This is a genomic window from Barnesiella propionica, from assembly GCF_025567045.1.
In the GTDB taxonomy this organism is placed as follows: domain Bacteria; phylum Bacteroidota; class Bacteroidia; order Bacteroidales; family Barnesiellaceae; genus Barnesiella_B; species Barnesiella_B propionica.
In genome coordinates this window covers 324,052-339,254 of the sequence record NZ_JAOQJK010000003.1, presented here as the reverse complement: position 1 = coordinate 339,254, position 15,203 = coordinate 324,052, and the positions used below count along the sequence as shown (strand labels likewise).

Here is a 15,203-nt window from a genome sequence, read left to right as displayed (position 1 = left end):
GTATGTAGAAATCAGAATGGTTGACAACTCATTACCTCGTTTTTTTAACAATCCGCACAACTAATTTAATCTCAGTGGATTATTAGATTATTCCAAAGTTAGCATTTTAATCGGTATGAAGAGTTGTTTTAGGAAACGGGAATAGCATATCTATTCAAAGAATATTTCTCGCGGATATTCTATATCGTGCAGGAAAAGTGCATTTCCGGGAACTGAAGTTCCTGCAGAACAACGGTCTTTCTTTTCTATTATTTTACAGAAAGCTTCAATGGAAAGTTTTCCTTTACCAACTTCGATCAATGTTCCCACTATCGCGCGTACCATGTTCCGTAAAAAACGGTCGGCACGAATCGTAAATACATGTCCTTCTCCTTCGGCATCCCAATGTGCTTCCATAATGCGGCAATTGTTGGTTTTAACGTCCGTATGAAGTTTGCTGAAACTGGTAAAGTCTGTGTATAGGAACAGGCACCTGGCTGCTTCGTTCATTTTATCAAAGTCGAGAATACCTTTGTATCTCCAGGCATACGCTTCGGTAAACGGGGACTTGTGCCCAATGACATAATATTTATATGTGCGGGAGATAGCGTCGAAGCGGCTATGGGCATCAGGACGAACTGGTACGATCCGTGATATGGCTATATCCTTCGGCAATATACGGTTCAGCCGGTCTGCAATAATGATTGTGTCGCTTATAGGTTCGTCTATATCGAAATGGGCTACCATTAAACGTGCGTTTACACCAGTGTCGGTTCTTCCTGCTCCGGTTACAGGTACCGGTTTTCGCAGTAAAGTGAAAAGAGCTTTCTCCATACGTTCTTGTACCGATACGGCGTTAGGCTGTATCTGCCATCCGTGATATCCGGCTCCGTCGTATGATAGATATATGAAGTAGCGCATAAGCTTGTATATGATTTTGATGCTTCGTACCAGAATCGATATTCCGGTACGAAGCAACTTATAATATTCAATCAATCTTTTTCCAGATAGGTATACCCGTAAAGTCCTGAACGGTAATTTGACAGGAATTCCCTTCCTTCTTCGGGGGTAATGATCCCGGCTTTCATAGATGATGTTACCCAGGTTTCAACGCTCCTTACCAGCTTCTTGGGGGTGAACTGTACGTAGTCCAGCACTTCGGCAACCGTTTCTCCGTCAATAATCTGGTCTATTTCGTAATGGTCTTTATATACGCTTACGTGTACGGCATTAGTATCACCGAATAGATTGTGCATGTCTCCTAGAATTTCCTGATAAGCTCCTACGAGGAATACTCCTACATAATAAGGCTCCCGGTTGTTCAGTGAGTGCATGGGAAGATGGGAGTTGGCCCCGTGGGATGAAATGAAATTATTGATTTTTCCGTCGGAATCACAGGTAATGTCCTGTATGGTTGCTGTCCGGTCGGGACGGTCTTCCAGATGGCTGATAGGCATGATCGGAAATATCTGGTCTATAGCCCATGAGTCGGGTAAAGACTGGAAAAGTGAGAAATTACAGAAGTATTTGTCCGGGAGCAGTTTGGCAATCTTACGTAACTCTTCCGGTGCATGTTTCATTTCAGCGGCGATATCATTTACCTCCCGGGCTACCGACCAGAACAGACGTTCAATTTGAGCTCTTGTGCGGAGGTCAAGCAGCCCTAACCCGAACAAGTCGAGAGCTTCTTCCCGTATTTGCAGGGCATCGTGCCAGCTTTCCAGTAGCCGGGGCTGGTTTATATTATTCCAAATGTCATAAAGTTCGCGGGTAAGTTCGTGGTCGTCCTCGTGTACTTCGGAAGTCTCGTCCCAAATAGGCAAAGATGTCGTTTCCAGAACTTCGAATATAAGTACGGAATGGTGTGCCGTAAGGGAACGACCGGATTCCGTAATAATATTCGGCTGGGGAAGGTTGTTCTTTTCACAGGCGTCTACCAAGGATGAAACGGAGTCGTTGACATATTCTTGTATGGAATAATTCATACTACTTTCACTGGAAGAAGAACGGGTCCCGTCGTAATCTACACCTAATCCTCCCCCTATATCGACAAATTCTACATTAAATCCCATTTGTTGCAATTGCACGTAGAATTGGGATGCTTCTTTCAAGGCATTTTTAATTCTGCGTATTTTGGTAATCTGACTGCCGATATGGAAATGGATAAGTTTGAGGCAGTCGTTCATTTTATTTTTTTCCAGAAAATCCAGTGCTTCCAGCAGCTCGCTGGAATTCAATCCGAATTTGCTGGCGTCGCCTCCCGATTCTTCCCACTTTCCACTGCCGGAACTGGCGAGCTTGATGCGAATACCTATATTGGGGCGTATCTTAAGACGCTTGGCGATCGTGGCAATCAGACGCAGTTCATTCAGTTTTTCCACTACCAGATAGATGCGTCGTCCCATCTTTTGCGCAAGCAAAGCCAGTTCGATATAGTTCTCGTCTTTATATCCGTTGCAGATGATGAGAGAGTTGTTATCGATATTGATAGCCAGTACCGCATGTAATTCGGGTTTGGAACCTGCTTCCAGTCCGATGTTGTATTTTTTTCCGTGGCTTACGATCTCTTCGACCACGGGACGCATTTGGTTTACTTTTATAGGATATATAATAAAATTCTTCGATGTATATCCGTATTCATCGGCTGCTTGTTTGAAGCATTTGGATATTTTGTCGATGCGGTTATCCAGTATATCGGGAAAACGCACCAAAACCGGAGACGTAACGTCACGGACTTGCAATTCGTCCATCAGTTCTTTTAGATCGACCGATGCGTTGCCTTCTCGCGGCGTTACTTCTACATGTCCATTCTCGTTGATCGAGAAATATTTAAGACCCCAACCGTTGATATTGTACAACTCTGCAGAGTCTTCTATACGCCATCTTCTCATGATTCGTATAACAGATTTTAATTAGTTAGTAAATCCATATTTCCCGGAATAAGGCAATCTGGATATATCAGGTGCCAATACCGCATAATACACAAAACTGCAAAAGTAAATATAATTATTGAATAGTGGAAACCGGAGGCGATTAAAATAAAGCATCGGATGTGAAGAGCTGAAAAAGGTGTGCGGCCTGTTTGTAATCCCGGGATTACAAATGAATCCCGATAAATGTTTTTTAATTAAAAATGGCTGATAAATTCTCTAATTTTTCATCTTCCCGCCGTAAGATTGTATAATAATTTGTACCTTTGCACAGATAATAATTTATTAACGCTAATTTCTATTCAAAAATGGTAAGTTATAAAGAGTTAGGATTAGTAAACACCAGAGAAATGTTTGCTAAAGCTATTAAAGGAGGATATGCAATCCCCGCCTTTAATTTCAATAATATGGAACAATTGCAGGCTATTATACAGGCTGCTGTTGAAACAAAATCTCCGGTTATCCTCCAGGTTTCCAAGGGTGCTCGCCAGTATGCAAACCAAACTTTATTGCGTTATATGGCAGAAGGCGCTGTAGAATATGCAAAAGAATTAGGTTGTGAAAAACCTGAAATAGTTCTTCACCTTGACCACGGTGATTCATTCGAGACTTGCAAATCCTGTATCGACATGGGTTTCTCTTCTGTTATGATCGACGGTTCACATCTTCCTTACGATGAAAATGTCGCATTGACCAAGAAAGTAGTTGACTATGCTCATCAGTTCGATGTAACGGTGGAAGGAGAGCTGGGTGTATTGGCAGGTGTAGAAGATGACGTTGTTGCCGAACATCATACTTATACGAAACCCGAAGAAGTTGTGGACTTTGTAACCAAAACAGGTTGCGACAGTTTAGCTATCTCTATCGGTACTTCTCACGGAGCTAATAAATTCACTCCTGCACAATGTACCCGTGATGCGAACGGTCGTCTGGTTCCTCCTCCTTTGGCATTCGATGTATTGGAAGGCGTAGAAAAAGAACTTCCGGGATTCCCTATCGTTCTTCACGGTTCATCTTCGGTTCCTCAGGAAGAAGTCGAAACTATTAATAAATTCGGTGGTGCGTTGAAAGATGCTATCGGTATTCCTGAAGAAGAGCTTCGTAAAGCCGCTAAATCTGCCGTTTGTAAGATCAATATCGATTCTGACAGCCGTTTGGCCATGACAGCCGCTATTCGTCAGGTGTTCGCTGAAAAACCAGCAGAATTTGACCCGCGTAAATATTTAGGTCCGGCTCGTGACAATATGAAAAAATTGTATAAACACAAAATTGAAAAAGTACTGGGCTCTGCCGGTAAACTTTCTTGCTAATACATATTTTAGTATATAATGAAAAGGGAAACGAGCACACTCGTTTCCCTTTTCATTTTTAATAAATGCCGGATTATCTGGCAGAATATTTCTGAACGACTTCCCGTATAAAAGAACGCTGGGGATGTAACCGTATGTTTTTGGAAAGAGGTCGGTATTTCCGCCCAGTAAAAAGGTACCCGCTAATACCGGAAACCTCGTTCGACGTAGCCGCATAGATAGCTCCCACGGCCCCTTGCCCGGGCGTTTTTATAAGTGGCCGGAATAATATGTCGGCCAAAGGGTCGAACCACTGGTGCATGGTTATCATGTTGCTGTCCACTATACCGGGATCGGTAACGTTCACATTTATTTTTCCGGCCAGTCGCTCCGAAAGTTCTGATGCATAGATAGTAATAGCCAGTTTTGAACTTCCGTATGACTTGAATCGTCTGTACTTTTCGATTTGCGGATTCAACATGTTGTTATCTATCGTTCCTGTTTTGCGGGTGATGGAAGAAGTAAATAATATACGGCTTCCGGGGAGCATCATGGGGATAAGTATTTCTGTAAGAAGGGCGGTCCCTATGAAGTTGACCCCCATTGTCATTTCTATGCCTTCGGCTGTCCGGCAATAATCTTTACACATGATACCCGCGTTGTTAATGAGACAACCGATACTTTCTTTACGGCTGGTTATCAGTTTTCCGAAGTGACGGATTGACTTTTGAGAAGAAAGGTCGAGCGGTAACACTTCCGCGAGACCGCTTTTATTTTTTATCAAGATTTCCTGCTTTGTTTTTTCGGCTTTCTCGATGTTCCTGCATGCCATTATAACAGGGTATCCTTGTTGAACCAAAGCTATGGTAATCGCTTTTCCTATACTCCCGCTCGCCCCTGTAACAATAACCGTGTTTTTACGCATTTTTCAATAACTTGTGTTTTACAATAAGTCGCATACGGGCAGGCATGATGGCTACTAAAGGAATGTACATGCGGTTTATCCATCCCGGTATGATTTGTTGTTTGCCATTGAAAAGAGCTTTCAATGCTTTTTTAACCATCTTTTGCGGTGTCATGAGAATACCCAGCCTGACGCCCAGTTTCAAAAGATTTTCCGGTAAATTGTATAATCCTGTGGCAATACCGCCGGGACAAACGGTGGTTACTGTAATACCTTCTTCTTTCAGTTCGTAATGGAGTGAACGGGAGAATACACGTATATAAGCTTTGCTGGCAGTATAAAGAGCTATTCCCGGCATAGGCATCCAGCAGGACATAGAGGACATGTTCAGGATATATCCTTTTTTTCTTTTTTTCATATCTTCTGCGAATAACCGGCAAAGTTTCGTTACGGTAGAGATATGCAGGTCAATAAGCGTTTGTATGCGTTCGGCAGGAGTATCGGTAACTTCACGAAATATAAATATGCCGGCGTTATTTATGAGTATGTCTACCTGAATTTGCCGTGATATGGTCCACTCGAACAGCTCTTTTGCCGCATCGGGGCGGCCCAGGTCTATATAATAAGGAATTGTTTTGATCTTATATTCTTCGGCTATTTTTCCGGATGTTCTCATGATCTCTTCCGGTTCATTACTAACCATAACCAGATCGAAACCTTTTGCAGCGAGTTGCCGGCTGTATTCCAGCCCGATTCCTGAACTGGCTCCAGTGATGAGCGCCGTACGGTTTGGGGTATTTTTATCGCTTTGCCATTTCATGTTCTATCTCTTTCCTTATGCATTTGGGCAGTTCTCCGGCTATGTGCTTATGGCAGGCCATTTCCCGGGAATACATGCGTGCTATACAGTAATTCATATGGTCGCATCCGCATCTTTGTTCATTTTCGTTTTTCATGCGGTTTACGAAATCCGGTTCGTTGATGAGTGCCCGGGCCATCTGAACGAACTCGAATCCGCTGTCCAGCACCTGGTCGATAACCGGACGGGAGACGAGCCCGCCGACATAGACTAATGGTAATTTTAGTGTTTGCCTGAATTTTAGGGCATCTTCCAGGAAATAGGCTTCTTTGAAAGGTTTATTCGGAATCATGAATCTCCCGGCCATACGTACTCCATATTTCAACCAAAGTTGTTTCATATAATAGGTCATGGAAGTGATCGGCATCTTTCCTCTCATGACATACATGGGCGCTTTACTCACGAATCCGCCGCTTAATATGAGGGCATGTGCTCCGAGGTTCTCCAGCTCCCGGGCAATAGTCAGGGCTTCTTCTATCTCTATGCCGCCTTTAAATCCGTCTCTCATATTGGTTTTTACCAATATACCCATGTCGTTACCTGCGGCTTTCATTACCTCTTCCATTGCCATACGCATGAATCTCATGCGGTTGTCCAGTGATCCCCCGAATTCGTCTTTTCGGTGGTTTGTGTAAGGAGAAAGGAACTGGCTGATAAGATATCCATGTCCGGCATGGATTTCCACCGCATCGAATCCCGAGTCTCTGGCAAGGTTCACTGCGTTACCGAAAGCACGGGCTATATTTTTGATCTCGTCTTTTCTTAAACCTCTGACAAAGGTAGGTGAGTATAGGTTGAATCCTGTCGATGCGGAGACGGGAAGTTGTCCTGCCACACTTTTTTTAGACATGTTACCGCAATGTCCCAATTGTATGGAAGCTTTTGCTCCTTCGTTATGTATCGCATCTGTAATCTCTCTGAGTGGTTTTATTATCTCCTCTCTCATCCAAAGCTGATGTGGAAAGGAAAGCCCGTTTCGTGTTACCGAAGCATAGGCTAGGGTTGTCATTCCTATACCTCCGGCTGCCACGCTTTTATGATAATTATATAATAATTCGGTGGGTGCATTTCCGGCACACATCCCTTCGAAAGCTGCCGCACGTATGGTGCGGTTGCGGAGGGTAACGGGACCTATATTTCCAGGAGTGAAAAGTACTGAAGTTTTGTTTTCCGGTAATTCCATAAGTCGTCAATAAATAAAGGGTATGATTCGTTTTCGTTTTTCTTTTGTGAATTCATTGCCGAATTCATTTTTATAACGGCGGTAAAGAGCTGCCGACCGGGGAGTGAGATTAGCGAATGTCCACCATGCAAATACAGCGCCTGCCCACGACCAGGTGAGCACTGCGAATCCTGTCCATTCCAGTATCTCACCGAAATAGTTGGCAGATGAGACATAACGGAACATTCCGCCCCGGGGAATATAATGGCGTTTATCTCCTGGCTTACGTAAGTCCCTGATAATCTTGTCGGAATGTATATTGATGAACATCCCGCAAAAGAATAGTATAGTTCCTATAATAAATTGGGGGGAATGGAACCAGCTTACAGGGTATCGCTCCGGAGACGAAATATAAAATATCCATCCTCCTTGCATCAGGGCATTCAGTATATTGAAGAAAATTCCCATGGATATAATACCTAAAGGCATACGGCTATTTCCTTTTATCAGGAATGGAAATATGAACGCTCTTTGTAGATAATGCAACTGGAAAAGAAGAAAAAAACACAGACAGACGGGTTCTGTGCGGCGGTCTGAAAAATACCATAGGGCCGCCATGGCTATAAAAACAGGGGCTTCCATAAGCATCCACCCCCAACGATTTGGAATGGACAGTCCCCATTTTTTATTGAACAACATCCCGTATCCTGCTTCTACGAAATATAAAGCTATGAAAACGACGAGGGCTACGAGAGCCATAACCACCAGGAATGTGTTAAATATTTCTGCCATTATATGTGTTTTTTGTATTAACCGGTTATAAAAGTTATCCTTCTATTAAGGATTTTTACAAAGATATTAAAAATAAATGATTGGCTGGGCCAGCTTTAGATAGTTTATTTATTAGAATGAATTTATACAATTTTTATATTTTTCCGGATAAACGTATATTCCGCTTTATCCGGTTAATATATGGCAAATACCCCCATGGACTGAAGGATATAGATTCAGCTTAATACTAAAAAAGACTAATTATGTTTTAAAAAGAATCCTATACCATAACTTTACAACCCAATACAGGTTATCTTGATATTAGAAAAATAAGGATTATGATAATAAAAAAAATTAATTTGTGGTGTCTGTCATTATTTATGGCCGCATCGACGGTTCCTTTTATACAGGCTCAGTCACATACGGAACTTATTCCTTTCGGTGATTTTGAAAACTGGGTGACACGGGATATAAGCGAATCCGCATTATTAGGCGGTAAGAAGAAACAGGTTTATGCTATCGCTCCGAACAAACATATAGAGGGTAATAAGGCGTATAGTAATATGGGTGGTTCACCTTGGGCTTCATCGAATGTTATGGCTAATGTAATGGGAATCGTGAAAACCAGTAATACGGTTTTCCCGGAAGATCGTGAAACGGGAGGACGGTGTGCTTGCATGAAGACTATTATAGAGAATTGTAAGGTAATAGGTATGGTAAACCTGAAAGTGCTGGTGAGCGGTAGTATCTTCCTGGGGAAGGTGCATGAGCCTATACGTTCGACAAATGATCCATATAGTAAAATGGATATGGGAATTCCTTTTACGAAAAGACCGAAATCTCTTATATTTGATTATAAAGTAAAAGCTACCGGAGATAATTACAGAACACTATCTACAGGATTCAGTTCCATGAAAAAAGTTGCCGGAAAAGATAGTGCGGAAGTATATATATTGCTTCAGCATCGTTGGGAAGATGCCGATGGTAATGTATATGCGCATCGCGTGGGTACAGGACGGGAACGATTTGTAAATAGTACGTCAGGATGGGTAAACAATCATGTAATGCCTGTTTATTATGGCGATATTACCAAGCATTCTTTTTATAAACCGTATATGGGGCTGATTCCTGAAGATAAATGTTATTATTGTCAGAACAGCAAAGGAAAAATAGTTCCTGTACATGAAGTCGGCTGGGGAAAGGAAGATGAAGAAGTTACCCATATGCTGGTAATGGCTTCCTCGGCATGCGGTACGGCTTATCTGGGTAGTATCGGTAATATGTTCTGGATAGATAATATCAGGCTGGGTTATTAATATATTCAAATGAAATAAAACAGAGCCTGGGAAAAACGGACTCTGTTTTGTTTATAAAGGGGTATTTTAATTTTGTTTGAAATGATATACAATAACTCCCGATTGGTTTCCTGCACTGTTACCGGTCTCAAAGACTGCTTTCCGGGCTGCATTCTCAGCCGATTTTCTCAGGTTAGGGTTTGAAAATGCCGTTCCTTTACTTCCTTTGACGGTAGCGATAGCACTGATAACGCGTCCTTGCTGATTTACGGTAATGGAAACGGCGATGGTTCCTTCGTCGTTACTGCTATCGTATTGGGGCCGTGGTAGTCCTCCCACAAGTCCTCTTCCTCCGAGATTGTAACCTCCGTATCCTCCTACTCCTGTAAGCTCTCCTGAAGAGGAATTCCCGAAAGGATTACCTTGTACTCCCTCGCCCTGGGAAGATGTACCCCGGCTGCCGTCAGCAGAATTTCCTTTTCCGAAGGCATTCTTTATTTTATCGTCGATGCGGGTATCCTCTTTTGGCTTTTTCTCTTTTTGAGTAGTTTCTTTTTTCTGTTTTTCCTCTTTTTCTTTTGGTTTCGCTGTTACGTCGCTTTCTTCTGTCTCTTGTGATATGATATCCTCGTCTGGTTCCTGAGCCGTTTCATCCTGTGTTTCCTGAGTAATGACATCTTCCGGTTGGAACGGTTCGAACATTCCGCTGGCTTCATCCGTATTTCCTAACTGTACGAGTACTCCGCTACCTGTATCCACAGGAACTACAGGACGTTCGAATGTGATCATCCAAAGTAGCAGCAGCAACAGGGCATGAAATATTATTGTCCCTATGATACCGTATATTTTATTATTTTGTGAAGATTCTTTCACGGGAAACAGATTAGTGTTTTTTATTTATCGGAACGTAATGGGCGTGTCGCTAATACCATTTTTAATTTGTTCTCGTTGGCTATGTTCAGTATTTTAACTATTTCTCTGTACGGGATTATTTCATCGGCGTAAAGGGCTACGTACGTGTCCGGATCTTTTTTCTGCAGGTTTGTCAGAAAATCGCTCAGTTCCTGATAGGAAACTTCCTGCGAACGTTCACTGCCGTAAGCGACGAAATAATTCATATTTTCATCTATCGTAATGCGTGCTACGGGTTTCGCCGCTGTTTGTTGTTTGCTTTGCGGCAGGTTTACTTTTATAGAATTAGGAAAAACGATCGTTGAAGTTACCATGAAAAATATGAGTAACAGAAAAATAACATCGGTCATAGATGCCATACTGAAATTCGATTCTATCTTATGTCTTCGTTTCAGGGCCATGATTATCGGTTTTATTCGGCAGGTTCGTTCAGTAAATCCATAAACTCCATTGTTTTCGCTTCCAACTGGTTCACTACTCCGTTTACCATAGATACCAGATAGTTATAAGCGAACATTGCGATAATACCTACTATAAGACCGGCGACGGTGGTTACCAGTGCTTCATAGATACCGCCCGAAAGAGTGGTAATATCGGCATTGTTGCCGGCTGACGCCATATTATAAAATGCGCGTACCATACCGGTTACGGTTCCCAGGAATCCTATCATGGGTGCTCCTGCAGCAGTCGTTGCCAGTAAAGAAAATCCTTTTTCCAATTTGGCTATCTCGATGTTGCCTACATTCTCAATCGCAACCAATACGTCGTTCATGGGACGTCCCAGGCGGGATATACCTTTGGCGATAAGCCGTGAATAAGGGGTATTCGTCTTTTTGCACAGGTTCATCGCCGTGTCGATCTCTCCGTCATGAATATAATCTTTAATGCGCTCCATGAATGTATTGTCGTTTTTAGCCGCTTTACGTATGACCACCAATCTTTCTATGAAAATATAGATAGCCAGGATCGAAAGCAATAATAAAGGAATCATCATGACCCCGCCTTTCAATGCCAGGTCCCACATATTCAGGTCGGGTATGGCGGATGCGGCAGGGGTGAGATCGGGAGGCGTTAATGCCATGGCTGTATCGGTCTGTGCCGAGATAGAAAGTAAAGGAAACATATTCTTCAATTTTTGTTGTTTATGTGTTTTTAAGGCACTCTTTGTATTGCCGTATGGTTTCTTGCAAGCCCAGGTATAAAGCATCCGAGATGAGGCTGTGGCCTATAGATACTTCGCTTATATAAGGGACTTGCTCATGAAAATATTTCAAGTTGGTCAGGCTCAGATCGTGTCCGGCATTGATTCCTAATCCCAGCTTATGGGCCAAAGCCGCCGCCGAGATAAAAGGGGCCGCGGCAACTTCGGGATTTTCTGCATATCCGGCAGCATAAGGTCCCGTATATAATTCTATCCGGTCCGTACCTGTTCTCGCTGCGCTTTCGATGAATTCCAGTACAGGGTCCACAAAGATAGATGTACGTATCCCCGCATTTTTAAGAGTATCGATTGTCTTGGAAAGAAAATCAAAATGTTCTTTCGTATTCCATCCTTCACTGGAAGTGAGGGCATCGGGAGAATCGGGAACCAAGGTAACCTGTTCCGGTCTCACTTTGAGAACCAGATCCATAAATCTTTCTGACGGATATCCTTCGATGTTGAATTCCGTTTTTATCATAGGTCTGATTTCGTATACGTCGGCATAACGGATATGTCTTTCGTCTGGCCTGGGATGAACGGTAATTCCGTCGGCCCCGAACGCTTCGCAATCCATGGCAACTTTTAATACGTTGGGAAGATTTCCTCCCCTTGAATTCCGAAGAGTTGCTACCTTATTAACGTTTACGCTTAATTTTGTCATTGTCATAATAATATTTATGTGTTATATTAATGTGGTTATCTTTCACTAAAGGATATAACACATAATTTAAATAAAAGTACAACGGTACGCTATTAATATTTTATGTACATTTGTACTATAAACCTTGCAAAAATAATAATATTACAAACAACCCGAAAAGAAATGACGGCAAAAGATATTATTTCAGACCAAATACCTTGCATTTATCCCGAAATGAAAGTTTCGGAGGCAATCGCCCGTATAGAGGAGGCAAAATTAAAATGCCTGCCTGTCGTTTCGGACCGGTTGTATCGTGGTATTATTTGCGAAAAAGAGTTATTGACTTTATCTGCCCCTGATGATAAGATAGGGGATATGGACCTGTATGCTCCGTCGGTAAGAGCCGACAGCCATATTCTGGAGGTTCTGAACCGCATGGCTCAGCTTTCATTGGATATATTGCCTGTCGTTTCGGCCGATAATGAATATCTGGGTTCGGTGAGTATGTGCTCTTTGTTATTCCCGTTCTCTACTTTTTGCCATACCTCCCAGCCCGGCGCTATTATTGAAATAGCCGTTCGTCCTGAAGAATATTCTGCTACGGAGATATGCCGTCTGGTGGAAGATAATAACAGTAAGGTTGTGAGTCTTTTCTCTTTCCCCGACGGAGAATCGGGTATGCTAACGGTGGCTATTAAGATAGACCGGGAGGATGCGTCTTCCGTTCTTCGTTCCCTGGAACGGTTCAATTACCGTATCTTACGTTGTTATCAGCATCAGGATGTTATTGATGAAAGGACAGAGCACCGTTTCCGGGAACTGATGTATTATCTTGAAATGTAACGAGTGTATGAAAATAGCTGTTTTTGGAAGTTTGTATCAGACGGAGAAGGTTTTACAAGCCCGTAGATTATTCCAGACATTGGAGAAGTTCGATGCGGAAGTTTATATCTGTGATGATTTTTATCATTTTCTGGTGCATGAAATGGATCTCGATCCTATTTATACGGGATTAATAAGCGGTAATGATTTTCAGGCTGATATTGCGTTGAGCGTGGGTGGTGACGGAACATTCCTGAAAACAGCCCAGCGGGTTTCGGATAAGGGAGTCCCTATCTTGGGGATCAATACGGGGCGTTTAGGCTTTTTGGCGGATGTTTCGGACCGTGAGATAGAAGATGTGATGCTCGAGGTTTTTAAAAATTATTATAAAGTGGAAGACCGGACATTGCTCGAGGTTTCATCCGACCGGCTCACAGAAGATTTTTATCCGTATGCTTTAAACGAAGTTGCTATCCTTAAGCGGGATGCTTCTTCCATGATATCTATTCATACCACTTTGGGGGAGAATTATCTGAATACTTATTTGGCGGACGGGCTGATTATCTCTACGCCCACAGGTTCTACGGCATATTCTTTAAGTGCAGGAGGGCCGGTCATTATTCCACAGGCAAAAAATTTCGTTTTGTCTCCCGTAGCACCTCATAGCATGACAGTGAGACCGCTTGTCGTGAATGACGATGAAGTGATAACTCTGGAGATTCGCAGCCGCAGCAATAATTTTCTGTTGAGCCTCGACGGTCGTTCCGTCGTCCTGGAAGCAGGCAGCAAAGTTACGATACGTAAGGCTCCTTTTGTTATACGTGTCGTGAAGCGGTACAATCATAACTTTACTGATACTTTACGTAATAAACTGATGTGGGGTGCTGATAAAAGGGAATGATTATTGGTGATATATATGGTATTGGGAAGTATGCAGGTTTGTGGCTATTTCGGGCAATAATTGTGTACTGCATACGATAAGAAAACCTACGCCTAATATCCATAATACGAGCAAAGTAACAGATGTGGTTTTGGATAAGGGTCTCCAATGGAACAGCGCACCCAGGATAGCCCGTAATGCGAAATACAAGGGAATGCCGAATGTCAGTATCATTGAAATGGATAGAGGAATGGGATTGTGAACCGCCTGTAAAATCGCTGCCGTCTCGGGTGTAAGTAATGGCAGGAACGATATTGTATTTAGCCCTGCGACCAGGAATGTGAGAATAAATGCTCCCATGCCGAATGCCAGCATTAGAAGAATGATTCCTATGAAAGAGCCTATTATGACAAAGATCGTTTTAAATATGGCGCCTAATATATTGCTTGACTTGTTTATCAATTTCGAAACTTCGCTTTCCGGTGACTTCTTTTCTTCATAAATTGCTTTTTGTATGTTATCTATATTGGCTGCTTTTCCCTGCATCTGCAGTTTCTGGGCTACGGTTTTAGCTTCGGGTATGCATATCCATAACAAAAGATATATCCAAACAGACGTAAACCAGAACGGGACCAGAAGAACCATAAAGATACGAAGAACGATAGGGCTTATACCGAGATACCATCCCAGGCCCGATGCTACTCCCCCCAATACCTGATTGTCGGGATCCCGAAATAATTTTTTGGGTTCTACTGCCTTTTCCGGTTCTTTACGAGGTTCTTCTTTTTCTATTTCCAGTTCCGGGACTGCTTCGAAATCTTCGGGGTGTCCCATGACAGAAATGATTTCGTTTACATCTGCCAGGGTTATTACTTCGGTTCCGTAGCGGATTCTTTCTTTAAAGAGTTCGGCTATACGGGCTTCAATATCATCTATAATCTCTTTTCCGTCATCTTTCGCAGCAAAATGGGCTTTGATACTGTTCAAATATTTTTCGAGGATGTCACACGCGTCTTCATCAATATGGAAAACGATTTTGTTTAAATTTATCGTGATAGTCTTTTTCATCGGACAAAGAATTTATTGTTGTTCTTTAATATGGTTGATAACATGGTTCAGCTCTTTCCAGGAGCTGTCGAGTACTTGCAGAAATTCATTCCCTTCGGGAGTTATTTCGTAATATTTTCTGGGAGGCCCCTGGGTGGATTCTTCCCAGGAATATGTCAGTAGTCCTGTATTCTTTAACCGGGTCAGGAGCGGGTATAGTGTACCTTCGACGACGATTAATCGGGAATCTTTAAGTGCTTTGATAATATCGGATACATAGGCTCTCTTTTTATTTAGTATCAGGAGAGTACAGTATTCCAGAATACCTTTTCGCATTTGTGATTTTACATTATCGGAATTCATATCGGTTGTTTTTATTGCACAAAACTATGTAATAATTTGGTACTATGTATAACATGATACTGAATTATGCATTGTAATAATAATTTTTAACTAACTTGGTTTATTTCATGTTTAACTGAAATATATATTTTTCAATTCATTGTATATTT

At 42.3% G+C, this 15,203-nt stretch carries 16 protein-coding genes; 4 read left to right on the top strand and 12 right to left on the bottom strand.

Translation table 11 applies throughout. The annotated features are described in order from the left end of the window. Positions 1 to 150: 150 nt before the first annotated feature. Together truA and speA are read right to left on the bottom strand one after the other, a co-directional pair. Positions 151 to 900, bottom strand: coding sequence for a tRNA pseudouridine(38-40) synthase TruA (truA, locus tag OCV73_RS06160; protein WP_147550403.1), 750 nt, complete (start codon positions 898 to 900; stop codon positions 151 to 153). 71 nt (positions 901 to 971) lie between these two features. Further along, positions 972 to 2,870: a biosynthetic arginine decarboxylase gene (gene speA, locus OCV73_RS06155; RefSeq protein ID WP_147550401.1), complete on the bottom strand. Its 1,899-nt coding sequence runs from the start codon at positions 2,868 to 2,870 to the stop codon at positions 972 to 974. Between the two features lie 347 nt (positions 2,871 to 3,217). On the opposite strand from speA, the gene OCV73_RS06150 reads away from it, so the two are divergent. Further along, positions 3,218 to 4,219: a class II fructose-bisphosphate aldolase gene (locus OCV73_RS06150; RefSeq protein ID WP_147550398.1), complete on the top strand. Its 1,002-nt coding sequence runs from the start codon at positions 3,218 to 3,220 to the stop codon at positions 4,217 to 4,219. 73 nt (positions 4,220 to 4,292) lie between these two features. Here the strand turns inward: OCV73_RS06150 and OCV73_RS06145 are convergent, their stop codons facing one another. From OCV73_RS06145 to OCV73_RS06130, 4 genes are read right to left on the bottom strand one after another with little or no spacing between them, the layout of a single operon-like run. Continuing rightward, the gene (locus tag OCV73_RS06145) at positions 4,293 to 5,123 is read right to left on the bottom strand and encodes an SDR family NAD(P)-dependent oxidoreductase (protein ID WP_147550396.1); all 831 of its coding nucleotides are present in this window, start codon (positions 5,121 to 5,123) and stop codon (positions 4,293 to 4,295) included. Beyond that, positions 5,116 to 5,922, bottom strand: coding sequence for an SDR family NAD(P)-dependent oxidoreductase (locus OCV73_RS06140; RefSeq protein ID WP_147550395.1), 807 nt, complete (start codon positions 5,920 to 5,922; stop codon positions 5,116 to 5,118). Before OCV73_RS06140 ends, OCV73_RS06145 begins: the two co-directional genes overlap by 8 nt. After that, positions 5,903 to 7,144 (bottom strand): NADH:flavin oxidoreductase, encoded by a 1,242-nt coding sequence (locus OCV73_RS06135; RefSeq protein ID WP_147550393.1) that lies wholly within the window; start codon positions 7,142 to 7,144, stop codon positions 5,903 to 5,905. Before OCV73_RS06135 ends, OCV73_RS06140 begins: the two co-directional genes overlap by 20 nt. Before the next feature lie 6 nt (positions 7,145 to 7,150). Beyond that, positions 7,151 to 7,915 carry a DUF1295 domain-containing protein gene (locus tag OCV73_RS06130; protein ID WP_147550391.1) on the bottom strand — a complete coding sequence of 255 codons (765 nt, stop codon included), beginning with the start codon at positions 7,913 to 7,915 and terminating at the stop codon, positions 7,151 to 7,153. Positions 7,916 to 8,232: 317 nt separating this feature from the next. Here OCV73_RS06130 and OCV73_RS06125 point away from each other — a divergent pair, with 317 nt between their 5' ends. Beyond that, positions 8,233 to 9,210, top strand: a complete 978-nt coding sequence (locus tag OCV73_RS06125) for a PCMD domain-containing protein (RefSeq protein ID WP_147550389.1) — start codon at positions 8,233 to 8,235, stop codon at positions 9,208 to 9,210. Between the two features lie 66 nt (positions 9,211 to 9,276). Here OCV73_RS06125 and OCV73_RS06120 read toward each other — a convergent pair whose 3' ends face one another. From OCV73_RS06120 to OCV73_RS06105, 4 genes are read right to left on the bottom strand one after another with little or no spacing between them, the layout of a single operon-like run. After that, on the bottom strand, positions 9,277 to 10,062 hold the full coding sequence (locus tag OCV73_RS06120) for an energy transducer TonB family protein (protein ID WP_147550387.1): 786 nt from the start codon (positions 10,060 to 10,062) through the stop codon (positions 9,277 to 9,279). A gap of 20 nt (positions 10,063 to 10,082) precedes the next feature. Then, complete coding sequence (locus tag OCV73_RS06115) at positions 10,083 to 10,502, bottom strand: ExbD/TolR family protein (protein WP_147550385.1); 420 nt, start codon at positions 10,500 to 10,502, stop codon at positions 10,083 to 10,085. Between the two features lie 11 nt (positions 10,503 to 10,513). Beyond that, entirely contained in the window at positions 10,514 to 11,224 is a 711-nt protein-coding gene (locus tag OCV73_RS06110; RefSeq protein ID WP_147550383.1) for a MotA/TolQ/ExbB proton channel family protein, read from the bottom strand. 19 nt (positions 11,225 to 11,243) lie between these two features. Continuing rightward, entirely contained in the window at positions 11,244 to 11,963 is a 720-nt protein-coding gene (locus tag OCV73_RS06105; RefSeq protein ID WP_147550381.1) for a pyridoxine 5'-phosphate synthase, read from the bottom strand. 162 nt (positions 11,964 to 12,125) lie between these two features. Here OCV73_RS06105 and OCV73_RS06100 point away from each other — a divergent pair, with 162 nt between their 5' ends. Next, on the top strand, positions 12,126 to 12,785 hold the full coding sequence (locus OCV73_RS06100) for a CBS domain-containing protein (protein WP_167551218.1): 660 nt from the start codon (positions 12,126 to 12,128) through the stop codon (positions 12,783 to 12,785). A gap of 7 nt (positions 12,786 to 12,792) precedes the next feature. After that, positions 12,793 to 13,665 carry an NAD kinase gene (locus OCV73_RS06095; RefSeq protein ID WP_147550377.1) on the top strand — a complete coding sequence of 291 codons (873 nt, stop codon included), beginning with the start codon at positions 12,793 to 12,795 and terminating at the stop codon, positions 13,663 to 13,665. Here the strand turns inward: OCV73_RS06095 and OCV73_RS06090 are convergent, their stop codons facing one another. Both OCV73_RS06090 and OCV73_RS06085 read right to left on the bottom strand, forming a co-directional pair. Next, a complete protein-coding gene (locus OCV73_RS06090; RefSeq protein ID WP_147550375.1) occupies positions 13,666 to 14,712 on the bottom strand; it encodes a PspC domain-containing protein in 1,047 nt (348 codons plus the stop codon). A 12-nt stretch (positions 14,713 to 14,724) separates the two neighbouring features. Continuing rightward, a complete protein-coding gene (locus OCV73_RS06085; RefSeq protein WP_147550374.1) occupies positions 14,725 to 15,054 on the bottom strand; it encodes a PadR family transcriptional regulator in 330 nt (109 codons plus the stop codon). Positions 15,055 to 15,203 lie beyond the last annotated feature (149 nt).